The 25,402-nt window shown below is 41.7% G+C and carries 19 protein-coding genes; 13 read left to right on the plus strand and 6 right to left on the minus strand.

The genetic code is table 11. The features are described from left to right. Window positions 1-115 precede the first annotated feature (115 nt). A complete protein-coding gene (gene nagZ / locus HYG93_RS04365) occupies window positions 116-1,141 on the minus strand; it encodes a beta-N-acetylhexosaminidase (protein ID WP_120365159.1) in 1,026 nt (341 codons plus the stop codon). A gap of 200 nt (window positions 1,142-1,341) precedes the next feature. On the opposite strand from nagZ, the gene HYG93_RS04370 reads away from it, so the two are divergent. From HYG93_RS04370 to HYG93_RS04415, 10 genes are all read left to right on the plus strand, one after another. Further along, entirely contained in the window at window positions 1,342-3,540 is a 2,199-nt protein-coding gene (locus HYG93_RS04370; RefSeq protein ID WP_178961899.1) for a carboxy terminal-processing peptidase, read from the plus strand. Between the two features lie 317 nt (window positions 3,541-3,857). After that, entirely contained in the window at window positions 3,858-5,921 is a 2,064-nt protein-coding gene (locus HYG93_RS04375; protein WP_120365157.1) for an EAL domain-containing protein, read from the plus strand. 321 nt (window positions 5,922-6,242) lie between these two features. Further along, window positions 6,243-8,057: an allophanate hydrolase gene (atzF, locus tag HYG93_RS04380; protein ID WP_120365156.1), complete on the plus strand. Its 1,815-nt coding sequence runs from the start codon at window positions 6,243-6,245 to the stop codon at window positions 8,055-8,057. Between the two features lie 19 nt (window positions 8,058-8,076). Continuing rightward, complete coding sequence (uca, locus tag HYG93_RS04385; protein ID WP_120365155.1) at window positions 8,077-11,676, plus strand: urea carboxylase; 3,600 nt, start codon at window positions 8,077-8,079, stop codon at window positions 11,674-11,676. Window positions 11,677-11,678: 2 nt separating this feature from the next. Continuing rightward, a complete protein-coding gene (locus HYG93_RS04390) occupies window positions 11,679-12,362 on the plus strand; it encodes a GntR family transcriptional regulator (RefSeq protein WP_120365154.1) in 684 nt (227 codons plus the stop codon). A gap of 218 nt (window positions 12,363-12,580) precedes the next feature. Then, window positions 12,581-14,173 carry a peptide chain release factor 3 gene (locus HYG93_RS04395; protein ID WP_106985168.1) on the plus strand — a complete coding sequence of 531 codons (1,593 nt, stop codon included), beginning with the start codon at window positions 12,581-12,583 and terminating at the stop codon, window positions 14,171-14,173. A 108-nt stretch (window positions 14,174-14,281) separates the two neighbouring features. Then, complete coding sequence (locus tag HYG93_RS04400) at window positions 14,282-15,118, plus strand: hypothetical protein (RefSeq protein WP_120365153.1); 837 nt, start codon at window positions 14,282-14,284, stop codon at window positions 15,116-15,118. Window positions 15,119-15,251: 133 nt separating this feature from the next. Continuing rightward, window positions 15,252-16,205 carry an RsiV family protein gene (locus HYG93_RS04405; RefSeq protein ID WP_120365152.1) on the plus strand — a complete coding sequence of 318 codons (954 nt, stop codon included), beginning with the start codon at window positions 15,252-15,254 and terminating at the stop codon, window positions 16,203-16,205. A 3-nt stretch (window positions 16,206-16,208) separates the two neighbouring features. Beyond that, a complete protein-coding gene (locus HYG93_RS04410; RefSeq protein ID WP_178961901.1) occupies window positions 16,209-17,021 on the plus strand; it encodes a TatD family hydrolase in 813 nt (270 codons plus the stop codon). A gap of 125 nt (window positions 17,022-17,146) precedes the next feature. Continuing rightward, window positions 17,147-17,953: an enoyl-ACP reductase gene (locus HYG93_RS04415; RefSeq protein ID WP_106985172.1), complete on the plus strand. Its 807-nt coding sequence runs from the start codon at window positions 17,147-17,149 to the stop codon at window positions 17,951-17,953. 151 nt (window positions 17,954-18,104) lie between these two features. On the opposite strand, the gene secB is transcribed toward HYG93_RS04415, so the two are convergent. From secB to rsgA, 4 genes are all read right to left on the minus strand, one after another. Next, complete coding sequence (secB, locus tag HYG93_RS04420) at window positions 18,105-18,560, minus strand: protein-export chaperone SecB (RefSeq protein ID WP_106985173.1); 456 nt, start codon at window positions 18,558-18,560, stop codon at window positions 18,105-18,107. A gap of 40 nt (window positions 18,561-18,600) precedes the next feature. Further along, on the minus strand, window positions 18,601-18,855 hold the full coding sequence (gene grxC / locus HYG93_RS04425; RefSeq protein WP_106985174.1) for a glutaredoxin 3: 255 nt from the start codon (window positions 18,853-18,855) through the stop codon (window positions 18,601-18,603). Window positions 18,856-18,873: 18 nt separating this feature from the next. Next, the gene (locus HYG93_RS04430; RefSeq protein WP_106985175.1) at window positions 18,874-19,281 is read right to left on the minus strand and encodes a rhodanese-like domain-containing protein; all 408 of its coding nucleotides are present in this window, start codon (window positions 19,279-19,281) and stop codon (window positions 18,874-18,876) included. A 94-nt stretch (window positions 19,282-19,375) separates the two neighbouring features. Further along, a complete protein-coding gene (rsgA, locus tag HYG93_RS04435) occupies window positions 19,376-20,434 on the minus strand; it encodes a small ribosomal subunit biogenesis GTPase RsgA (protein ID WP_106985176.1) in 1,059 nt (352 codons plus the stop codon). A gap of 122 nt (window positions 20,435-20,556) precedes the next feature. Here rsgA and orn point away from each other — a divergent pair, with 122 nt between their 5' ends. After that, window positions 20,557-21,114, plus strand: coding sequence for an oligoribonuclease (gene orn / locus HYG93_RS04440; protein WP_106985177.1), 558 nt, complete (start codon window positions 20,557-20,559; stop codon window positions 21,112-21,114). Between the two features lie 62 nt (window positions 21,115-21,176). On the opposite strand, the gene HYG93_RS04445 is transcribed toward orn, so the two are convergent. Continuing rightward, window positions 21,177-21,428 carry a hypothetical protein gene (locus tag HYG93_RS04445; protein ID WP_120365150.1) on the minus strand — a complete coding sequence of 84 codons (252 nt, stop codon included), beginning with the start codon at window positions 21,426-21,428 and terminating at the stop codon, window positions 21,177-21,179. A 178-nt stretch (window positions 21,429-21,606) separates the two neighbouring features. Here HYG93_RS04445 and HYG93_RS04450 point away from each other — a divergent pair, with 178 nt between their 5' ends. Together HYG93_RS04450 and HYG93_RS04455 are read left to right on the plus strand one after the other, a co-directional pair. Next, the gene (locus HYG93_RS04450) at window positions 21,607-22,386 is read left to right on the plus strand and encodes a ThiF family adenylyltransferase (RefSeq protein WP_120365149.1); all 780 of its coding nucleotides are present in this window, start codon (window positions 21,607-21,609) and stop codon (window positions 22,384-22,386) included. Between the two features lie 219 nt (window positions 22,387-22,605). Continuing rightward, window positions 22,606-25,401, plus strand: a complete 2,796-nt coding sequence (locus tag HYG93_RS04455; RefSeq protein ID WP_178961903.1) for a type VI secretion system Vgr family protein — start codon at window positions 22,606-22,608, stop codon at window positions 25,399-25,401. Window position 25,402 lies beyond the last annotated feature (1 nt).

Here is a 25,402-nt window from a genome sequence, read left to right on the forward strand (position 1 = left end):
TTTAATTTTTTTGCTTTATATTGCAATGTATTGTTGTTTTTATCATAAAGAAAAAGGAACAATTTGTCGTGTTCCTTTTACTTAAAAGTGCTGATTGATTTTGTCAAAATAGCGTTTAAACGCTTAGACCTTGCTTGAATGCAGTAATACGGTCACGAATGCTTGCCCATTCCGCACCTAACTCCAGTTGTTCACCAATCTGAATGTGTGGAATGTTGCCACGCATACGTTCTAGGCGCTGTTGATTTGGCAGCGGTAAATGCTCAATACCAGCCAATGCAGTGCAAGCCGATTCACGGTTATTACAAACCAGTCCCATATCACAACCTGCATTTAAAGCGGCTTGAATACGTGCATCGGCACCGCCAGCTACACAGGCTGCTTGCATACTTAAATCATCAGAGAACAGTACGCCATCAAATTGTAATTCTTGGCGTAATACCTTTTGAATCCAATAAGGCGAGAACCCTGCAGGATTTGGGTCAACATTTTCATAAATTACATGCGCAGGCATTAAGGCATCTAACTGTGGTTGCAATTGGATAAAGCTTTGCATGTCTTTTTGATAAATTTCTTCATAACTACGACTATCCACCGCAGCTGCCACATGTGAGTCTGCTTGAACAGAACCATGGCCTGGAAAATGCTTACCTGTAGATGCCATGCCCGCACGTTTCATGCCTTTGAGGAAGGCACTAGCCAAAGGCACAATGTCTTGCATATTTTTGGCAAAGGCACGGTCTCCGATCACATCACTAATGTCATTTAGATCGAGCACAGGTGCAAAACTGAAGTCGATGCCTACGGCCAAAACTTCCGTGGCCATGAGCCAACCACATTGTTCGGCCAAGTCGAGGGCTTTTTCAGGTTCGGTTAAGTAAAGTTCGCCAAACTGGCCCATAGCAGGAAGCAGGGTAAAACCATTTTTTAGGCGTTGTACGCGACCACCTTCTTGATCGACTGCTATTAAAATGTCAGGACGAATTTGGCGCATGTGGTCGGTTAAGGCACGAACTTGTTGTGGTGAGACAATATTTCGACCAAATAAAATCATGCCTCCGACTTGCGGTGCCTTTAATAGTTCAATATCTTCTTGAGTAAGTTCTGTGCCAGCAATGTCGAGCATTAATGCGCCAATCATATTCGGGGGTCCGTGTTGGTATTTTTAGGGAAAAACAATACCTGAATTCTGCAATGTTTTGCTACACTTTGTCAGCACAGATTATGATAAAACTACACGACATAAACAGATTAAGTCATTTAAGATTTTGAAAATATTTAATTCTAGTCCAAAAATGACAAGGCAATTTGGTTCGTAAACCAAGGAAGTACGACAGAGATATGAAACTTCAAACTTTAGCTTGCGCCGTTGCCTTGGCAACAGGTGGTTTATTTTTTACACATGTTGTGAATGAAGCAATTGCGGCAGAAAGTGCGCCAGCAACAACTCAATCGATTCAACCGACACAAGAGCAAGCCTTGGTTTCGCGCCAGCTTGCAACTTTGGTGGATCGTCAGCATTACCTAAATCAGCGTTTAGATGCCAATACATCTAATCGTATTCTAGATTTTTATTTAGACAGTCTAGACCCTGAACATTCGTTGTTCTTGGCATCCGAAGTTGAAGATTATAAAAAACGCTTTGGCCCAAGTTTTGGTGCGAATTTAAAAGCTGGTAATTTGTCTGGCCCTAATGAGATTCATGCACAGTATCGCGAGCGCTTAAAGCAATTCTATAGCTATATTTTGGCTGAACTTAAAAAACCACAAAATTTAAATCAACCCAATGTCGTGATTGAAACCGATCGTGAAAAAGCACCGTTCTTTAAAACGGAAGCAGAACAGCGTGCGCATTGGAACAAAATGCTGGTGTCGCAACTGATCAACCTTACGATCAGTAAAGAAGAAGAACAAGCCAAGCAAAAAGCTTTAAAGGACAATCCTGAATTAGCCAATGGGCAAGATTTAAAAGGCCCAGAAGATTTAACCCCAGTTCAGACCTTAACTAAGCGTTATAACCGTCAATTAGAGCGTGTTAGTCGTTTAAAAAGCGATGATGTGTTAGATAAAACACTCAATGCAATGATGCTGACTTATGATCCACACAGTAACTATTTCCCGCCTGTAGATGCGATGGAGCTAAACCGTCAAACGACGTTGCAACTTGAGGGGATTGGGGTATCGATTCGTCCAGAGCGTGGCAATGAAGATTACACCAAGATTGAAACAATTGTAGAAGGTGGTCCAGCGAGTAAATCAGGCCAAGTTAAATCAGGTGATCGCATCATTGGTGTGGCACAAGATGGCGACAAAATGGTGGACGTTGTGGGTTGGCCGAGCAATGAAATTGTGGGCTTAATTCGCGGTAAGCGTGGCACTAAAGTGACGGTACGTTTATTGGGTGCAGGTGCTTCTATGAGTCAAGCACGTAACGTGACGATTCTCCGTGATGTGATTCAAGAAGAAGATGCAGGCGTACGCTCACGTACAGTGGATATTCAGCGTGATGGCAAAAACTATAAGTTTGGTGTGATTGAAATCCCATCATTCTATTTGAACTATCGTGCACGTCGTGCGGGTGCAGATTATCGTTCTGTGTCTGAAGACACCAATAAAGCGCTAAAAGCATTAAATGCTCAAAATGTGGCAGGGATTATTATCGATTTACGTAATAACCCAGGTGGTTCTTTGGATGAAGTATCGCGCATGTTGGGGCAAGTGATTAAATCAGGTCCAGTGGTACAAATTCGCGATGGCAATGGCAATGTCAGTGTGTTTGAAGATGATGATGGTGGTGCTCAAACCTATGCAGGCCCATTGGCTGTACTGATTAACCTTGCTTCTGCATCGGCAAGTGAAATTTATTCAGCGGCGATTCAAGACTATGAGCGCGGTATTGTGATTGGTAGTACAACTACAGGTAAGGGCACAGCTCAAGTGCAGTTGGACTCTTTGGCTTATGGTCAAGCAACGCTCACGCAACGTAAGTTTTACCGTATTACCGGTGGAAGTACCCAAAACAAAGGCGTGATTCCAGATGTAAAATTGGTCGATATTTACAATGAAGAATTTGGTGAGCGTAAGGCAAAAAATGCATTGCAATGGGACACGATTCCAACAGCACCCTTCAAACGTGAAGGCTCAATCAAAAACTATGTGCCTGACCTAGTGAAATCATCGCAACAACGTGTCAGCCTTGATCCTCAGTTTAAGTATTTAGAGCAACGCACCAGCCTTGCTAAAAAAACTGATGAGCAAAAGCAATTGGTGCTTGATTTACAGCAACGCAAAAAAGAGTTGCTTGATCTTGAGCAAAAGACTTTAGATGCAGAAAATGCACGTCGTACAGCAACAGGATTGAAACCATATAGCAATTGGGAAAGCTATCAGGCTTCATTGGATGCTTTGGTCGAGTCGCGTGCCAAGATGAAAGCAAATCAACGCCCTGCATTGCCTGAGGAAGAAACCTTCGTCAAAGAAGCAGCCAATGTACTGTTGGATTATGCAAGTTTACAGGCGAAACATAAGCCAGCTTCTTAAATCATTTTATAAGATGAAAATGAAACCAGTGCATTTATGAATGCACTGGTTTTTTAATGGAAAAGTGACGTAAGTCGGTATAAATTAGCAACTTCTGTCAGTTGAGTGACCTAATTCAAATCAAAATTCAGGATTTCGACAAGGGGTAATAAAACGCAGAATAAATACTTGACCTTATACACAGAGTAATGGATTCTTAAGGCAATTGGTTGTTTTATAGGTAGTCTTTTAATAAAAGCCTATTCATCCACCTTTTTTTGTGTGTAGCATTTTGGGTACAAAGAGCAATAATCAGAGCTGATGCGGAAAAGCTAAATATGACTCATATACATTATGATTACAGTCTAGTGCTTGGATCAGTATTGGTGACCTTGGTGGTCTGTTATTTAGCAGTTTCTTTAGAACAGTTGGTATTTCGCAGTTCTAAGCCTAAATACGAAAGAATGATCTTGGTGGCAAGCGGTATCATTTTAGGGGCGGCAATCTGGTGCATGCACTTTATAGGTATGCAAGCTAGCACGATGCCTGCACCTTATCATTTTGATTTTGGTTTAACGTTTACTTCATACATTATTGCTTTTATTGCATCTACTTTTGTGGTTTGGTTAACCACACGCCAAACTTTACCATTTGCTCGCTTAATTTTAGGCGCAGTGCTAATGGGGTTGGGTATTTCAGGTATGCACTATACGGGCATGATTGGCCTGATCGTACAACAACATGATATTTACTATGATCCACTGGTGGTAACGTGTTCCATAGTGGTTGCGATTTGTGGTTCTGGATTAACTTTTTGGCTAGCCTTTAAAAACAAATTAAATCAATACCGTAATCCACTGATTAAATTGGTTGTATCTGCAATATTAACCATGACGATTGTGAGCATGCATTTTATTGGCATGGCTGCGACAAAGTTTATAAAAATAGATGCAACACAAAGCTTGCTTCAGGCCCAATCTAGCCATGATATGTTGCTATTTACCGTGCTCTTTATTACAGCTTTAATTTTTATTGCTGCTTTTAGTGTCGCGCTACTTGAACAACGGTTAGAAGACCGTAATAAGCAACTCTCGAAGGCCAACAAAGAACTGGCCAATCAAGCAGTACAAGACAATTTAACCAAATTACCCAATCGTTTGTATTTAGCTGAATATGCACATTTATTGTTTACGGAGCATCGAAGCAGTCAAGAAAAAATTGCATTTTTATATATCGATTTAGACCGCTTTAAAGCTGTAAATGATGTATTTGGCCATCATGTTGGCGATCAATTGTTGATTCAATTGGCCAATCGTATGCACCGTTTATTGGATCAAGATTCCAAATTATTAAGAATTGGTGGCGATGAGTTTTTGATGGTGTTAGAACACACCGAAACAGAGCATGCTTCACAAGTTGCACAACGTATTTTAGAAATTATACAAGAGAGCTTTTTAATTGCAGGCAAAGAAATTAATTTGTCCGGCAGTATTGGTATTGCGATGTATCCTGAGCATGGCAGTAATTTACAAGACTTATTAATCAATGCCGATGCAGCGATGCTGACCTCGAAATATCAAGGTCGTAATACCTATTCCATCTTTAGCTATACCATCGATCAACACGAAACCAAAAGCCAAACCAAGTTGATTAATGACCTGTATAAAGCGGTTGAAGAACAACAGTTTATTTTGTTTTATCAGCCGAAGTTTAATGCCAGCGATTTAAGCATGTGTGGCGTAGAAGCCCTTATCCGTTGGAAACATCCAACATTGGGTTTGCTGACACCTAATATGTTTATTGGAGGGGCAGAGAAAACAGGCCTCATTATTCCAATGGGATATTGGGCACTTGAGCAAGCCTGTAAGCAGATTCAACTCTGGGAAGACAGCGAAAATGAGCAGTTTCTTCCGATTGCAGTCAACCTCTCTGCGATTCAATTCGAGCATAAATATTTATTTTCAACCCTTGAAACGCTATTTGATCGCTATCGTATTAATCCTAATCATTTAATGATTGAGATCACTGAATCTACAGCCATGCACCATATCGATATTAGTATTCGTACTTTTGAGCATTTACGTAGTATGGGGATCAAGCTGGCTATTGATGACTTTGGTACAGGCCATTCGAGCTTTTTATATTTAAAAAATTTACCTGTGGATGAGTTAAAAATTGATAAAGGCTTTATTCATGATTTAACGGCATCTTCCAAAGAAGAAATGATTTTAGAAAGTATTGTGCATCTGGCGATTAAACTGGGTCTGACCGTGACAGCAGAAGGGGTGGAAACACCTTTGCAAGCGGAAATCTTAACGCGTTTGGGCTGCCAACAAATGCAAGGGTATTTATTGGGATTGCCTGTAGATGTAGTACGCCTAGAGTCGCGTGAATATGTTTAATGTACAAGGAATGAGGGATTGGCTTCAGTGCTGATTTCTCCATTATGCTGTAGCCAAAATGCAGGATTGAATTGTGCTTTGAATTAAAGATAAGCTTTATGATGCAGGAGCCAGCTGATCTGTATTTTCGGTTCAAACTGACATGGTGCAAATAAAGTGAACGAATGTTCTATTTTAGAACAGATGTGTATGATGATAGGTCTGAAATAAATAAAAATAATTATATTTAATAAGTAAGATATTGAAAAATAATAAAAATATTATTTTGGCATGATGTGTGCAATACAGTATTCAAACTTGGATACAAGAATGAGCACATCAATGAACCCAATAAAAACTTTAGGCTGGACTTTAGCGGAATGGAAAGCGGGCTACGCAAACAACACACTTCAACTTGAAGACTTATATGCCTTGGTCGAGCAATTTGATCGCGTAGACCCAGCATGGATTTCAATTGCATCGATAGAACAAATAACTGCGCAGATTGAAGTTTTAAAACAAATTGAAAATGCGACTGCCTTACCTTTGTTTGGTGTGCCTATTGCAGTGAAAGACAATATTGATGTGGCAGGCTTTGCGTCAACGGCTGCGTTTAAATTATTTACTGAAATTAAAACTGAAGATGCCTATGTGGTACAACGCTTAAAACAAGCGGGTGCGATTATTGTAGGCAAAACCAATTTAGATCAATTTGCCACAGGATTGGTTGGTACACGCTCACCATTTGGTGCCGTGCCAAATAGTTTTAATCCTGACTATGTAAGCGGTGGTTCAAGCTCTGGTTCAGGCAGTGTGGTGGCGCGTGGTTTAGTCCCGATTGCGCTCGGTACAGATACAGCAGGCTCAGGGCGTATACCTGCAGCTTTCAATAATATTGTCGGTTTAAAGCCAACCAAAGGCCGCTTTTCAAATACAGGCTTATTGCCTGCCTGTAAGAGCCTAGATTGTATTTCAATTTTTGCCTTAACCGTCGCTGATGCAACTGCTGTGGCAGATGTTATGGAAGGTTTTGATGTAAGCGACAGCTATTCACGTGTGAATCCAGCTACAGCGCCTGCAAAGTTCAGCACACAATTAAAATTAGCCATTCCAAAACAATTAGAATTTTTTGGCGATGCTCAATCAGCGGATGCATTCCAGCAAGCACTGACTGAATTAAAAAACTTAGGCGCAGAACTGACTGAAATTGATTTCAGTGCTTTTAGTCAATTGGCGAGCCAACTTTACCAAGGGTCATGGGTCGCAGAGCGTACTGCTGCAGTTGCAGATTTATTAGAAACATCGGTACAAGACTTTGATCCAACAGTTTTGGAAATCATTCAAAAAGGGCAGCAGTACAGTGCGGTGGATGCCTATAACGCCGAATATTTAAAGCAAGAATTGGCTCGAGACATTCAGCAAACCTTGGCCCAATTTGATGCCTTAGTGGTGCCAAGCTCGCCAACCATTCACACACTGGCTGAAATGGCTGAGGCGCCAATTGAAAATAATAGCCACTTTGGCACCTATACCAACTTTACCAATTTAGCAGACCTGAGTGCCATCGCTGTACCTGCAGGCTTTCGTGCCGACGGGCTGCCTTTTGGAATCACATTCATTGCACCGGCTTGGCACGATACGGCTTTAGCAGATTTTGCAGAAAAATGGCAAAACCATCTGAAATTACCACTCGGTGCAGTAGCTAAAACATTGTCTGAAACAGCTTCAGTCATTTCTGCACCATCCGCGCAGCATTTTCGTGTTGCAGTCGTAGGGGCACATCTCACAGGTATGCCACTGAATTTCCAACTGACAACACGCCAAGCCGTGCATGTCGAAACCACAACCACTTCTTCCGATTACGCCCTCTATGCACTGCCGGGCACAGTACCGCCGAAACCAGGTTTAGCGCGTCAGGAAGCGGGTCAAAAAATTATTGTCGAGCTTTGGGATATTCCAAAAGCACGCTTTGGTGAATTTGTCGCTGAAATTCCAACACCGCTCGGTATGGGCAATGTCGAGCTTGCCGATGGACGTTGGGTGAAAGGCTTTATTTGTGAACCCTATGGCCTAAACGGTGCAAAAAATATCAGTGAATTTGGTGGCTGGCGCGCCTATATCCAATCACTGCAAGCAACAACAGCAAAATCAAATTAAAAAATTCGGGGAAATAATCATGTTTAAAACAGTTTTAATTGCAAACCGTGGTGAAATTGCTGTTCGTGCGATTCGTACATTAAAGAAACTCGGTGTTCAGTCAGTTGCCGTGTATTCAGAGACAGACCGTTATGCACAACATGTCTTAGATGCAGATGTAGCAGTTTCACTTGAAGGTGTTAAACCTGCAGAGACTTATTTAAGTATTGAAAAATTGATTCAAGCAGCCAAACAAACCGGCGCTGAAGCAATATTTCCCGGTTATGGCTTTTTGTCAGAGAGTGCCGACTTTGCCCGTGCATGTGAGGAAAATGGTATCGCCTTTATGGGGCCAACGGCTGAACAAATTTTAGAATTTGGTTTGAAGCATCGTGCACGTGAATTGGCAGCTGCAGCCAATGTACCCATGACACCGGGCACAGGTTTATTGGCAAGTTTGGATGAAGCACTCGCATCTGCTGCAGAGATTGGCTATCCCATAATGCTGAAAAGTACCGCAGGCGGTGGTGGGATTGGTTTAACCCGCTGTGATGATGAACAATCATTAAAAGATGCGTATGAAAGTGTAAAGCGTCTAGGCGAGCAGTTCTTTAAAGATGCGGGTGTGTTTCTCGAACGTTTTGTCGATAAAGCTCGTCACGTAGAAGTGCAAATATTTGGTGATGGTTTAGGTCAAGTCGTTGCCTTTGGTGAGCGTGACTGTTCATTGCAGCGCCGTAACCAAAAAGTGGTGGAGGAAACACCAGCACCGCATTTACCAGAAGCGACCCGTCAAAAATTGCACCGTGCTGCAGTAGAGCTCGGTCAATTGGTGAAATACCGCAGCGCAGGCACAGTTGAGTTTATCTATGATGCTGCCCGTGATGAAGTGTATTTCCTTGAAGTGAATACCCGTTTGCAGGTTGAACATCCAGTCACTGAAATGGTGACAGGATTAGATCTGATTGAATGCATGCTCAAAGTGGCAGCAGGTGATGCTTTGGACTGGGAAAAACTCAGCAATATTCAGCCCAATGGCGCTGCCATTGAAGTGCGAATTTATGCGGAAGACCCAGTGAAAAACTTCCAGCCAAGTCCGGGTGTACTCACGGATGTATATTTCCCTGAAGACATTCGTGTGGATACGTGGGTATCTACAGGCACAGAAATTTCACAATATTTTGACCCGATGATTGCCAAAATCATTGTGCATGCAGCAGACAGAGACAGTGCGATTGCCAAGCTAAAAACAGCCTTGGCTGAAACCCGCCTGAATGGCATCAGCACCAACTTGGATTATGCGCATACCGTAGTGTCTGATGCACGCTTTGATAATATGCAAATCTGGACACGTCTGCTGGATGATTTTAAATACGTGCCAAATGTAATTGAAGTGCTGCAACCGGGTACACAAAGTACGATTCAAGACTATCCGGGGCGTGTGGGCTATTGGGATATTGGTGTACCGCCATCAGGCCCAATGGATGATTATGCATTTCAGTTAGCCAATCAAGTTGTCGGTAATCCAAAATCGGCAGCAGGCTTTGAATTTACCTTACAAGGGCCGAGTCTTAAATTTCATGCCGATAGCATCGTAGCCTTAGCAGGTGCGCCATGTAGCGCGACTCTAGATGGTGTGAATGTCGATTTTTGGCAGCCGATCAGCATCAAAGCCGGGCAAACTTTGGCACTCGGACAAGTTGAATCGGGTTGCCGTACGTATCTTGCGATCCGCAATGGGTTAAATGTACCTGAATATCTAGGCAGCCGTTCAACTTTTGCATTGGGTAATTTTGGCGGTCATGCAGGGCGAGTGCTGCGCGCAGGCGACATGATTAAAATGGTTAATCCAAGCCTGCCTTTAGATGGATTGGAAATTGCAATAGTAGCACCACAAGCTTTAGCTGCAGAGCGTATTCCAAGCTATGGCAAAGAATGGAAAATTGGCGTGCTGTATGGTCCGCATGGTGCACCAGATTTCTTTAAACCTGAATATATTGAAGAATTTTTTGCTTCAACATGGAATGTGCACTTTAACTCAAACCGTTTAGGTATTCGCCTAACTGGCCCGACACCAAGCTGGGCACGTGAAAATGGCGGTGAAGCAGGTTTGCATCCATCCAATGTGCATGACTGTGAATATGCTATTGGGGCGATTAACTTCACCGGAGATTTCCCAGTGATTTTGGCCAAAGATGGCCCAAGCCTCGGTGGCTTTGTTTGCCCAGTGACGATTGCCAAAGCAGAACTTTGGAAGATTGGTCAACTTAAGGCAGATGACAGTATCAGTTTCTATCCGATGAGTGTGGAACAAGCCAATGCCTTGGAAGTTCAGCAAATTGCCGATATTCAAAACTTTGCTCAAGCGCCTGAAAAGTCAGAGTTGGCAAATTTTGAGTGTAAGCCTGAAGGGATATTGGCTGTGCGTGAAGCAGATGCACATGCGCCAAAAGCGGTCTATCGTCAGGCAGGTGACAGTTACATCTTGCTTGAATATGGCGAAAACGTTCTCGACCTTGCATTGCGCTTACGTGTTTATCGACTGATGCAGCTGATTCGTGAAGCGAATATTGATGGCATCTTAGAGCTTTCACCGGGTGTGCGTTCACTGCAAATTAAATATGATGGATTGCGTTTCAGCCAAGCGAATTTGATCCAGTTTTTATTGGGTCTCGAAAATGAGATGGGCGATTTGAGCCAAATCAAAATTCCATCCCGTATTATTCACTTGCCGATGGCATTTGAGGATTCGGCAACTTTAGGTGCTGTAGAACGTTATCAAGAAAGTGTCTGTGCCAAAGCGCCGTGGTTGCCAAATAACGTCGATTTCATTCAGCGCATTAATGGCTTAGACAGCCGTGAGCAAGTCAAAGACATCATTTTTGATGCCAATTACCTGATTTTAGGTTTAGGCGATGTGTATTTAACCGCACCTTGTGCCGTTCCAATTGATCCGCGTCATCGTTTACTCAGCTCGAAATATAACCCTGCACGTACCTTTACTGCCGAAGGTACAGTCGGTATTGGCGGTATGTACATGTGTATCTATGGCATGGACTCACCGGGCGGTTATCAATTGATAGGCCGTACCTTGCCCATTTGGAATAAGTTTAAAAAGAACAAGCAGTTTGGTGATCAGCAATGGTTCTTACGCTTCTTTGACCAAATTAAATATTATGAAGTAACCGAAGCTGAACTTGATCAATTTCGTGCTGACTTTGCCAATGGCGTTGCTGAAATTAAAATTGAAGAGACAGAGTTTGATTTTGCAGCTTATCAAGCCTTTTTGGAAACAGAAAAGGACAGTATTGCCGAATTTAAAGCACAGCAGCAGCAGGCATTTACAACTGAAGTTGAACGCTGGAAAGATGAGTTCGATGCGCCTGCGGAAATGGAAATCCTGCAAGATGATACCGACTATAGCCAGTATGCAGCTTTAAATGCATCGATGACAGGCAACATTTGGAAAATTTTTGTCGAAGCTGGACAGCCTGTGAAGAAAGGCGATACTGTAGCCATTATTGAAGCGATGAAAATGGAGCTTCCAGTCTATGCCGATGATGACGGTATAGTGAAAGCGATTATCTGCCGTGCGGGACAAACGGTACATAGCGGTGAACCGCTGGTTTATATGGAATAAACATGACTTCAGCCATTGTTGGGAAAAGCTCAGACAATTTGTCTGAGCTGGTTTTCCAAAAAATAAAAAACGATATTTTTGATTTTCAGCTCAAACCGGGTGCACGTTTTACCGAATCTGAAATTGCAGAATTGTATGAAGTCAGCCGTACACCCGTACGGCAGGCTTTATACCGTTTACAGCAAGATGGTTATGTACGGGTGCATTTTCGCAGCGGTTGGGAAGTGAAGCCACTCAATTTTAAAGCCTACGAAGAACTGTACGATTTACGGATTTTGCTGGAATGCTATGCCATTGAGCAGCTCTGTAAAATGGAACCAGAACAACTTAAACAGGCTTTACAGACATTGGTGAATTTGTGGTGTATTCAGCCTGAACAGTATTTGCATGATTTAAAAACTTTATCGATGCAAGATGAAGCTTTTCACTGCCAATTGGTTGAAGCAATCGGCAATAGTGAAATGGCAAAGGTGCATCGGGATGTGAGTGAAAAAATCCGTATTATTCGCCGTTTAGATTTTTCTAAAGATTATCGTATTGACGCAACCTATGCAGAACATCAAAAGATATTGGAACAGATCCTTAGCAAAAATAAAGATTTAGCCTTGGGGAGTATTCAAGCACATATTATTCAAAGTCGTGATGCTGTGAAAAAAATTACCTTGGAAATGTTGGCTCTATTATAAGCTGGTCAGTCTTTTTTAATTGAACAATAAAGAATTCCAAGTTGATTGAAGGCATGACGAAGAAGCGGATGAAATGCGGACTGCTAAAGTGTAATCATGTATTTTGGTATGTATGTGAGGGTGGAGGAATACCGAAAGAAATCTGCTACAATATCGCCAATTTTTGATTTGATCAGATTTGGTCTTTTGCGCTGCGCGTCTGCAGTAGGTGTCTTTCCATGAGTTTTAAAGATGAATTAGCGACACAGGTCGCTCAGCGTCGTACGTTCGCGATTATTTCCCACCCCGATGCGGGTAAAACCACCATGACAGAAAAACTGCTGTTATGGGGACAAGCAATTCAGGTTGCGGGGATGGTAAAAAGCCGTAAGTCTGACCGTGCGGCAACATCTGACTGGATGGAAATGGAAAAAGAACGTGGGATCTCAATTACCACGTCAGTCATGCAGTTCCCATTCAAAGACAAGATGATTAACCTTCTCGACACCCCAGGGCATGAAGATTTCTCTGAAGATACTTATCGCACATTAACTGCGGTTGACTCAGCGTTAATGGTGATTGATGGTGCAAAAGGTGTCGAAGACCGTACGATTAAATTGATGGAAGTGTGTCGTATGCGTGACACACCAATCATTTCATTCGTCAACAAAATGGACCGCGAAATTCGTGAGCCATTAGAATTGCTAGATGAAATTGAAAACGTCCTCAAAATTAAATGTGTACCTTTAACTTGGCCTTTAGGTACAGGTCGTGACTTCGCTGGTGTATTCAACCTCATCGAAGAAAAGTTCTATGTATATAAAGCAGGCTTTGGTTCAACCATTACAGACATTGAAATCCGTGATGGCTATGACTACCCAGACTTACGTGAAAAAGTAGGTGAGTTGGCTTGGGCAGCGTTTGAAGAATCATTAGAACTTGTACAAATGGCCAATGAACCATTGGATCGTGCAGAGTTTTTAGCGGGTCGTCAAACGCCTGTATTGTTTGGTACTGCGCTTGGCAACTTTGGTGTAGACCATGTACTAGATGCATTTAGTAACTATGCACCAGAACCAAAAGCACATCCAACACAAGACCGTAAAGTGGACGCGACTGAAGAAGGTTTCACAGGCTTTGTATTTAAAATTCAAGCCAACATGGATCCAAAACACCGTGACCGTATTGCCTTTATGCGTATCTGTTCGGGTAAATATGAAAAAGGCCTGAAAATGAAGCATGTACGTCTAGATAAAGATGTGCGTATTTCAGATGCATTAACCTTCTTAGCAGGCGACCGTCAGCATTTAGAAGAAGCGTGGCCGGGGGATATTATTGGTTTGCATAACCACGGGACCATTCAAATTGGCGATACCTTTACATCAGGTGAAAAGCTTCAATTCACAGGTATTCCACACTTTGCGCCAGAAATGTTCCGCCGCGTACGCTTAAAAGATCCATTAAAATCTAAGCAGTTGCAAAAAGGCTTAAAAGAACTTTCGGAAGAAGGTGCAACACAGGTGTTCATGCCTCAAAACAGTAACGACTTGATTGTTGGTGCTGTCGGTGTGCTTCAGTTTGAAGTGGTTGCATACCGCTTGAAAGAAGAATACAAAGTGGATTGTGTATACGAGCCTGTCAGCATTAACACTGTACGTTGGGTATCGTGTGATGATGAGAAAAAATTCAATGAATTTAAGAAAAAAGCACATGACCAATTGTCTGTCGATGGTGGTGGTCATTTAACCTATCTTGCACCGAGCCGTGTGAACTTACAGCTAATGCAAGAGCGTTATCCTGATATTGTGTTCCGCAATACCCGTGAACACTAAAAATATGCTTTAGTTTTACCAGTATCTGATTTATTGAAAACAGCTTCTTAGGAAGCTGTTTTAATTTGTGATAAATTTAACTTAACTTTTATAGGTTATTTGCTTGTTATGAAGCTACTTCAGCACACCGCCTTTTTGTCATTCATCGCACTCAGTATTGGATTGAGTGGCTGTGATGATCGCGCAAAACAGCAAGCATCCGATGCTAAGGTTGCTTCAGAACCAGTACAGGCTACACCCAAAAAAGAATTAGCAGAAGTATTGCCGTACCTAAATATTCAAGAACAAACAGCACAAATCGCTTTGCCTTTTTGTGAAACTAAAAATTGTATTGAGTTAGAAATTCAAACCTTAAAAACCAAAGATAGCTGGTTAAATACGTGGATTGAACAAAAGCAGGCGCAAGTGATTCAAGACCAAATTGGCTTAAAGCAACAAATGAGTTTGCAGCAAGCTGTGAATGCTTATGTTAAAAAATCGGATGCATGGCAAGCTGAATTTAAGGCCAATCATGCTTATGAGTTGGCGGTATATACGCGAATTCCGTATCAGCGGAATCAATTTGTGTTGATGCAAGTGGGGGTCGATAGTGCCCAAGAAAATATTAAAGTAAAAGAGCGGTATTACTTTTTTGTCGCGGACCGCCGTACGCAAAAAAACTTAACCGCGCTTGATATTATAGAGCCAAAACAACAGGCTAAAATGGACGCTTTTGTACAAAAAGCCTATGCCGAATGGCTCAAAGAACAAAATACATTGGTGCGTAAGGATGCACCTAAAAAATTATATTGGGGACAGGCAGACTGGTTCTTTGACCAAGAAGGTATTGGTCTGCATTATCGTTCTAACGAAATTGTCAAAGACGGGCAACAGTTGGATATTTATTTAACCAAAGAACAAACCCAACAAGTATTAAAAGCGGATATTTACCCTTCCATGTTTTAAGTAAAATGCTGAAATCTGATATAAATACGTATTGGTTTAGTGATGGAAATAGGTGCATTTTGTGTATGGAAAATGACAAAGCACGCAATCACTGACATGATGTAAGCGCACCTTTAGGCTATAGGTTAATAAAATGTTAAAACATAAAAATATAGGATTATTCAGCATTTTAGTGTTGTCCATGGGCTTAGTTGCATGTCAACCACAGCAAGCTGAGCCTAAGGCAAAGTCTGAAAAAGCGACCAAGCCTGCGCCAGACCTCAGTGCCAAATTAATTGGTGATTCAGAAAAATTAAAAATTCAATTGCCTGAGTGTGATGGCAAAAGTTGCCCTGAAATTTCGTTGGATCGCTTAAACAGTAATCAAAGCTTTATTGATGAATTTATTGATCAGCAAATTTTACAGCAATTGGGAGCAATGCTTTCAGTAGAGCCTGAACAGAAAAAGGCAAACCTAGCAGCCAGTGAAGCTCAGGTAGCATCCGAGGCAAAATCACTGGCCGATGTACAAACACCACAAGTGAAAATGCAGCAGCAACTTGAACCCTATCTACAGGCTTTTGTGGCGTTGGATAAAGAGCTGAAAAATTTAAGCTCAGCCCAAAAAATCAGTCTGATGATTAAGCCTAAAATCTTAAATTCAGGTGAGCCGATTGCGACTGTTGTTTTGAATAGCAGTAGCTATTTGGGCGGAGCGCATGGCGCGTCGGCACAGCAGTATTATAACTTTGATCTCAAAAGTAAAAAATTAGTAACTTTAGATGCACTACTTTTAGCAAAGCAAAAGCCGCGTTTAGAACAATTAGCACATGAGGCATTTAAAACATGGGTCATCGATGCCAAGTTGGCAGACAATGTGCAAGATTATGAGCAGGCGTGGAAATTTAAGCTGAGCGATAATTATTATTTGTCTAAAGAGGGTCTGATTTTACAATACGGTGAATATGACATTGGACCTTACGTCGTGGGGCTACCTCGTTTAACGATTCCATACGCTCAGTTGGAAACAGTGCTTAAAGCACAATATTTACCAGCTAAAGTAGAAACCGTTGCATCTGAAGCACAACCAAATACTGCATCGAAATAATTCATGTATTTATTTGATACGCACACGCATTTTGATGTGCCTGATTTTGATATTGATCGGGCTGAACTCGCACAGGCTGCAAAGACGGTAGGCGTAGAGGCTTTGGTGCATATTGGTTTTTTACAATCACGCTTTGCAGAATTAATTCAGAGTCATCATTTTGTACAACAGCTGCCAAATGCACCACGTAGCTATTTAGCGCCAGGCCTGCATCCATTTTATATTGAACAGCACCGTGAACAGCATTTGTTTGATCTAGAGCAGATTTTACAAACAGAAACGTGTGTGGCCATTGGTGAAATTGGTTTAGATACTTTTATGCCACAGCATAAACAGCCTAATATTTTTGCACTGCAACAGTATTTTTTTGCCAGTCAAATCACGCTGGCACAACATTATCAAAAGCCAATTTTATTGCATATTCGTAAGTCTCATGCTGAAGTCTTAAAAATGCTGAAAAGCCAAAATTTTCGGCATGGTGGCATTGCACATGCTTTTAGTGGTGGGGTGGAAGAAGCCAAAGCTTTTGTTCATTTAGGCTTTAAAATTGGCGTGACAGGGCAAATTACGAACCCAAATGCCAAGAAACTACATAAGGTCGTGCAGGCTTTAGGGCCTGAACATTTGGTATTAGAAACAGATTGCCCAGACATGACACCGCTGTGTTGTCAGTTGGGTGATGGTGGCCGAACGCGAAATACGCCTGTCAATTTGCCCTATGTTTTACAGGCTTTGGCACAAAGTCTTGGGCAAGATGAACAGAAACTTGCAGACCAGTTATGGCGCAATAGTTTGGAAGCTTTAGCATTGTCTTAAATGTTGCTCTTGGTTGAGCTGAAGCGAAGCTGGAGTGATAAAGTTTAAAAAAAGGTGCATTATGCAATGTCTAAAATGCTTTAGACTTGGTATTATGCTTTAAAATTTTTTCGAGTGAGATTCACATGGCACAAGGACTATTGGCAGGTAAGCGCTTTTTAATCGCAGGGATTGCCAGCAAATTATCAATCGCATTTGGTATTGCACAAGCATTACATCGTGAAGGTGCTGAACTTGCTTTTACTTACCCAAATGAAAAATTAAAAAAACGTGTTGATGATTTTGCAGAACAATTTGGTTCAACTTTAGTGTTCCCATGTGATGTTGCTGTAGATGCAGAAATTGATACAGCTTTTGCAGAACTTGCAAAACATTGGGACGGTTTGGATGGCGTTGTGCATTCAATTGGTTTTGCACCTGCGCATACGCTAGATGGCGACTTTACTGAAATTACGGACCGCGATGGCTTTAAAATTGCGCATGACATCAGTGCCTATAGCTTTGTAGCAATGGCGCGTGCAGCGAAGCCTTTATTGCAAGTGCGTCAAGGTTGTTTATTAACACTGACTTACCAAGGTTCTGAGCGTGTGATGCCAAACTACAATGTCATGGGCATGGCAAAAGCGTCTTTAGAAGCTGGTGTACGTTACTTAGCATCAAGTTTGGGTGCAGAAGGTATTCGTGTGAATGCAATCTCTGCAGGTCCAATTCGTACCTTAGCCGCTTCGGGGATTAAATCATTCCGTAAAATGCTCGACTTGAATGAAAAAGTTGCACCATTACGCCGTAATGTAACCATTGAAGATGTGGGTAATGCAGCATTATTCCTATGTTCACCTTGGGCAAATGGTATTACAGGCGAAATTTTATATGTAGATGCAGGCTTCAATACTGTCGGTATGAGCGCTGAATTAATGCTGGATGCTGAATAATTCGCTTTCAGTTCCCTCTCCTTTTGGGAGAGGGCTAGGGAGAGGGTTATTTCACCCTCATCCCAACCTTCTCTCAAAGGGAGAAGGAGCCCTTAAAAAGGCAATAAAAAAGACCGCAAATGCGGTCTTTTTTATATCTGAGGCTTTACGATTAAGCTTGGCCTTCAGCAGCAGCGGCTTGAGCACGTTGCATATTCGCTTCGAATTCAGCATCGAAGTTGATTGGTGTAAGAAGCAACTGAGGGAAGCTACCTTTAGTAACCATATCATTTACTGCTTCACGCAAGAATGGGAACAAAATGTTCGGGCAGTATGCACCAAGAATGTACGGAAGACGTTCTTCTTCTACCGCATCAATCAAGAAAATACCTGATTGTGTTACATCAACGATAAATGCTGTATCACCCGCATTGTTTGCTTGAACAACAACTTTTAAAGAAACTTCAAAATGAGTTGGGTCAACTTTTTCTGCAGAAGAAGAAAGGTTGATGTTTAACTCAGGTTGCCATTCTTTAGTAAAAACTTGTGCCCCAGGTACTTCAAAAGAAATATCTTTAGTGTAAATGCGCTCTAATGCTAATTGTGGAGCTTGTTGTTCTTCACTCATTCTTTAATCCTTAATATGAAGATGTGATGTTTATTGGCGATTAAGCCAATAAATCATCGAGTTTGCCTTCACGCTCTAAAGCATAAAGTTGATCAAAACCGCCAATAAATTGTTCGCCAATAAAGATTTGTGGCACAGTGCGGTGGTTAGTGCGTTGCATTAACTCAACACGAACTTCAGGCGCTTCATTGGATAGATTAACTTCTTTATAAGCTACGCCTTTGCGCTCAAGGAGCTGTTTTGCACGAATGCAGTATGGACAAACAGTAGTAGAATAAATCGTTACTTCAGCCATGTTAAATCTCCTCAATCTTTATTTTGCTTTAACCAAAGGTAAGCCTTGAGCTTTCCAGTTGCTGATGCCGCCATCTAAGCGATAAGCATCTGCGTGTCCAACTTGTTGTAAAGCTGAACCTGCGACTTGACCCAAATTACAGACGAATACTAATGGACGATCAGAAGTTTTAAGTTCATCAAGATGTTTTGTAATTTGGCTGTATGGAATGTTACGGCTACCGCTGATATGACCTTCACGGAAATCTTTAGCATCACGTAAATCAATCAACATTGCATTTTTAGCTTTAACTAAAATACCCAATGATTGCGGTGAAATTTTACGACCATTGCGTTGGCCTTCAAGGATAAAGAACAGCACTACCAATACAGCGAGCGTTCCAAATAAGAAGGGGTGATTCCCCATAAATTCGAACCAACGTTCCACAAGTCACCTAAATTACAATTCAAAAATTGCCAAGAGTATAGCTCATAAATATGGTGATCAAAATCTCCGCTTCAAGTGCTGCAACAGAATAAAACTAATTTTTTTGCTGAGCTTCCGTAATTTCATCAATTAAACGTAAGAAGCTGTCTAGGCGACGTTGCAAAATTTGACCTTCTTCGGCAGCAATACGCAACGCACATTTTTTCTCATGTTTATGGGTACAGTTACGGAATTGGCAATGCCCGAGTAAATTATGAATCTCAGGGAAACCATTTTGCACATTTTCTGTATCTAAATGCCAGAGGCCAAATTCACGAATTCCGGGGGAGTCAATTAAGGCAGCATTTTCACCAAAGGAAATTAAGCGTGTCGAGGTCGTGGTATGTTGCCCTAGTGCTGAGTTTTCAGAAATGATGTTGGTCTTTTGCAGCGCATCTGGAACAATGGTATTAATGAGCGAGCTTTTGCCTACGCCAGATTGCCCCACAAATACAACGGTTTCGCCAGCTAAACGACCAGCCAATTCAGATAAATCACCATCAGACTGCGTCAGTAAAACTTCATAACCTAAGTTTTTATACTCTTGCACAATCGTTAGAATAGGGTCGTTTTCTTTGACCAAATCCATTTTATTGAGCACCAATAATGCGGGGATATTGGCATCTTCACAGGCCACTAAATAGCGATCGATCAAGCTAGGAGCAACCTCTGGAAAGGCCGCAAATACAATCACAATCAGACTGACATTGGCGGCTACAGGCTTCACTTTGTGATAGCGGTCTGGACGTGTAAGCAATGATTGGCGTGGATGAATTGCGGTAATAATCCCGAGGCCCGTATTGGGGTCGGCTTGCCATTTCACGCGGTCACCGGTTACCAATGCTTCTAAATTGGTCCGAGTATGGCAGCGCCAGATACTGCCCAATTCAATCGCTTTCCAAAATGGCTCAGGCTCACCGGCAGCAACAGTTGGCTTTTCGGCATGAACAGCAGGTTCAGTGAGCGCTTGAACTTCAAGTTGCCGCCCATAATGTTGTACCACCAGTCCCTCAAGATCATTCGATGTATCGATGTCTTCTTGACGAGATTTATGCTGTTTTTGAATGCGGCGCTGCTGTTGTTCGGTCAGGCGGCGCTTGCGAATTAAGGCCATTCGTGTCCTAAAAAACCATGGAAACTAGACCGCAAAAATAGCATGAAGCGGGGGCTAATTACAGCGCAGGCCCAATAAATTTGCTACTATAGATTTTTTATGCCTAATAAGATTGCACATTTATGAGCAGCACACCGGATACTCGCCTCATTTGGATTGACCTAGAAATGACAGGTCTCGATACAGATAACGATCAAATTATTGAAATTGCAACGATTGTGACGGATGATAATTTGAATATTCTGGCAGAGGGGCCTGTGCTTGCGGTACATCAATCAAATATCATTTTAAATGCGATGGATGAGTGGAATACACGTCAGCATGGTCAATCAGGTCTGATTGAACGTGTACGCCGTAGTAAATTGTCGGCGCAAGATGTAGAACAGCAGACTTTAGAATTTTTGAAAAAGTGGGTGAACCCAAAAACTTCACCAATGTGTGGTAACTCAATTTGCCAAGACCGTCGCTTTATGCACCGTTTAATGCCTGAGCTTGAGCAGTTCTTTCATTACCGTAACCTAGATGTATCCAGTGTTAAAGAGCTGGCAAAACGCTGGCGCCCAGAAATTATGGGTGGCTTGAAAAAGAATGCCTCACATTTGGCAATGGATGACATCCGTGATTCGATTGCAGAACTCAAATACTACCGTGAATATTTCTTTATTATGAATAAAGACTAAGTTGCGGTGGAGCAAAAAGGGGCGCAAGCCTCTTTTTTTATGGTGACGAGTTGTGCAAGACCTTATTTACCAGGTTGGGCATGATGAATTTTTTTTAAATAAAAGGCTTCAAAGATGACCCATAAACACAGCATTACAATAAATTGCTGCTCACTTTCATAGTGCGCAAACACGACCAAGGTAAATAGAGTTAAAAACAACACTCGAATAATGATACTTAAATTTAGATTTTTCTTTTGATACATCAAAATGAGTGTCGCATAAGCCAAAATAAGCAAAGCATTGAGACACAATAAAAAAGTAAAAAACGTCATCAGCTTGCACCGTTGAATTTCACATTGTTTAAATTATTTTAGTTTAAATTTTAATCAAGATAATTGTGCGGAATTTATCAAACAAGCGCAAGCGAGCTGTGCTGTGAAAATATTAGCGCAGTCAACACAGACTAAATTTGTTAGACTAGCGCTCTTGTTTTTGCTGTTTTGAACCTTTATGACCGACTTACCTCAAGATGATGAATATGGCCGCCGTTTTGCAGGCGTCGCTAAAATTTATGGCGAAGAAAACTTTAATCATTATGAAAAAAGCCATGTGATGGTCATTGGTATTGGTGGTGTAGGTTCATGGGCAGTTGAGGCACTGGCACGTACAGGTATTGGTGAATTAACGCTGGTTGATATGGATGTAGTGGCTGCATCCAATATTAACCGTCAGTTACCTGCTATGAGCACGACTTTAGGTCATGAAAAAATTGAAGTGATGGCTGAGCGCTGTCGTGCAATCAACCCTCGCATTAAAATTAATTTAATCGATGACTATTTAACGCCAGAAAATGTCACAGAGCTTTTGGCGGGCAATCCAGATCTGATATTAGATTGTATTGATGATGTGAAAGCCAAATTTGCCCTGATGTTGCACTGTCGTTTTAACAAAGTACCTCTGATTGTTTCGGGTGGAGCAGGGGGTAAACTCGATCCGCTTAAAATACGTGTGGCAGATTTATCCAAGACAGAACAAGACCCTATGTTGGCAAAACTACGTACACAACTGCGGAGTAAAGGCATTTGTAAAAAGCCTAAAGATAAGTTTGGAATTACCTGTGTGTATTCAATAGATAACCCATTTTCAAGTGCAGATGTCTGCCCAAGTGCAGGCTTACGCTGTGGTGGTTATGGTTCTGCTGTGGTGGTTACCTCAAGCTTTGCCATGGTAGCTGTGGCTGAAGTGCTAAAAAAATTAGATCACCTTGCAAGCAAAGCTAAGTCAGCCTAAATCAGGTATTGAGTTATGAGTGCCATGTCAACGTGTATCTTGGAAACGACTTAAACCAAGATCAGACATGGCCAAAACAATTACAAATAATAATCAAATAAACTCATCAATTTACGAAGTATTGATAAAAAGAAATAATTAAGGGCTTGGAAAGAAGCTTAAAATTTGCTTAAAATACGCTCGAATTAAAAAATCAAATTTTTATAATAGATAATAATTATGCAAAGTCATATCTTTGCTGCATTAGAAAAATTAGGCTTAAGCCCACAAAAGCGTGCTATTCATGTTCAGTTTTCTAATCCAGCCTTAAACACACAAGTTTTCCTACAGCGCATTGATGGCGAACATTTAATTAACCAAGGTTTGAGTGCAGAACTCATTTGCCTTTCGACAGATGCACTCATCCCTTTAAAAAACTTTTTGGGTGCTCAAGTCGCAGTCGATCAAGTCTCTGATCGCGGACAATTGATCCGTACCTCAGGCATTATTACGGAAGCTGTACAAGGGCAAAGTGACGGCTCATTAACGCTGTATAAACTCCGCGTACAAGATGCAACATCTTTATGGCATAAGCGTCGTAATAGTCGTGTGTTTATGAATAAATCTGTACCTGAGGTGGTGCAACTTCTTTTTAAAGAATGGCAACAAAAAAGCCCACTGTTTGCCACCGCTTTAAGTTTAGATACTTCAGGCTTACAACGCGAATATGATGTTCGTCCATTTATGATGCAGTCGAATGAGACGGATTATGACTTCTTAACGCGTTTACTGCGCAGTGAGGGTATCAATTGGCTGATTGATGAAACGCAAAATAGGGTGATGCATGCTTCAGAGAGCATTCAGCCACAAAAGTTACGTTTAATTGATGATAATAGCCAATACAGCGCACTTGCGCGTCGTTCTATACGCTTTCATCGCAGTAGCGCTACAGAGCAACAAGACAGTATTACGAGCTTTATTGCACAGCGTAGCTTGCAACCTACCGCAGTACATGTACAACGCTGGCAAGCAGATAGCCTGAGTCAAGAAGAAGGCGCAGGTTCTGTACAAAGTAGCCACCAACATAGCGATAATCAAGATAATGCAAGCTTGGGTTTAGAACAGGCATGGCATGCCAGCCCAGCGTGGATGCAAGACCTGAACGGTGAAGATGGGGCGACGGCTTCGGGCGGTTCGCAAATTGAGCGTCTCAATCAACAACTGAACCAATATCATGCGCTTCAAGCAAAACAATTTAGTGCACAGAGTACGGTGCGTGATACCCATGTCGGTTATTGGTTTGAGCTACAAGAACATCCAGAAATAGACCAACACAGCGGTGCAGATGCAGAGTTTTTGATTGTCGGAAAATCTTTTTATAATCAAAACAACTTACCGAAAGATTTGAATACACAAGTCAATCAGCTGATTCAACAGAGCCAATGGTCAATTAAAAATTTGGCAGATGAAGATGAACGACAAGCCAATACGCTGAGTTTACAACGACGTAATATTGCATTTGTCCCTGAGTATCACATCGAACAGCATCGCCCAAATGCTTATGCACAGCGTGCAAAAGTGGTTGGGCCAGCAGGTGAGGAAATTCATGTCGATGAGTGGGGGCGGATTAAAGTTCGCTTCCTTTTCACTCGTAGCGATGACCACAGCCATGATGGTGGCGCAGGCAGTAATGATACCGATACGGACTCTGCTTGGGTGGATGTTTTAACCCCATGGGCGGGGGATGGCTATGGCGCACGGTTCTTACCACGCATAGATGAAATTGTGGTGATCGATTTCTTTGACGGCAATATTGACCGGCCTTTTGTGGTGGGACGTATTCATGAAGGAGCACGTAACCCAACCAAATTTGATAATAAAGGACAATTGCCAGACACCAAAAAAATTGCAGGTATCCGTTCCAAAGAGGTCGCAGGGCAAGGTTTTGGACAGCTTCGTTTTGATGACACTACAGGTCAAATATCAACACAACTGCAAAGCAGTCATGGCGCAGCGCAGCTGAATTTAGGTAAGCTCAGTCATCCGAAAGATAAAGAAAGCAGTGCAGACCGAGGCGAGGGCTTTGAACTGCGGACTGATCAGTGGGGCGCAGTTCGGGCAGGGCAAGGTTTATTACTCAGTACACATTCACAAGGGCAAGCCTCAGGCATGCACTTGGATGCCCAAGAAGCAAAACAGCAATTGGAAGGGAGTTTAAACAGTAGTAAAGCGCTCAGTGAGGTGGCTAAGAATCAGCAAACTGATCCATTAGAAGTATTGGATAAAATTAAGGGTTTTATTGATAGCTTAAGTAAAACCGATCCGAAACAGGCTGATGCCTTTAAAACAGCTGTAATGGTCTTGGCTTCACCCAATTCTATCGCTTTGAGTACAAATGAAGATATTCATATTTCTGCAGATGGGCAGATCAGCCAAAGTGCGAGTGACAGCATTAACTTAAGTACTCAAAAGAGTTTAATTGCACATGCAAGTAAGAAGATTAGCTTATTTGCAGCGCAAGAAGGCCTACGTGCTTTTGCTGGTAAAGGAAAGGTTGAGATTCAGGCTCAGGGCGATGGTGCAGATTTGATTGCACGTAAAGGCATTCAAATTATTTCAACCGAAGATACGATTTATATTACCAGCCCGAAAGAGATTAATTTAACTGCAGGCGGTTCACAGATCAAAATTAATGGATCTGGTGTTTTTTCGACTACTGGTGGGAAATTTGAAGCAAAGGCAGGGCAGCATCAGTTTGTAACAGGATCTAAAAAAGATTATAAAATTCCTTTTTTACCTCAAATATCTCAAGGCAAAGCATATTCTAAAAAGTTTATTATTAAAGATTCAGATAATAATTTAAGAAAGAATATTAATTATTTTATTTTCTATGAAAATGGAGATGTGGAAAGTGGTAAAACAAATTCCAATGGTGAAACACATTTAATTGAAACTGATCAAAGCCAGAAATTTTATATTCATTTTGATGGAAAATTTGAAAATGATTTATCATTTCAAGAAGAAATAGGTAAATAAA

Origin of the sequence: Acinetobacter sp. SwsAc6 (assembly GCF_013391565.1) — a bacterium.
GTDB classification, from domain to species: Bacteria; Pseudomonadota; Gammaproteobacteria; order Pseudomonadales; family Moraxellaceae; genus Acinetobacter; species Acinetobacter cumulans.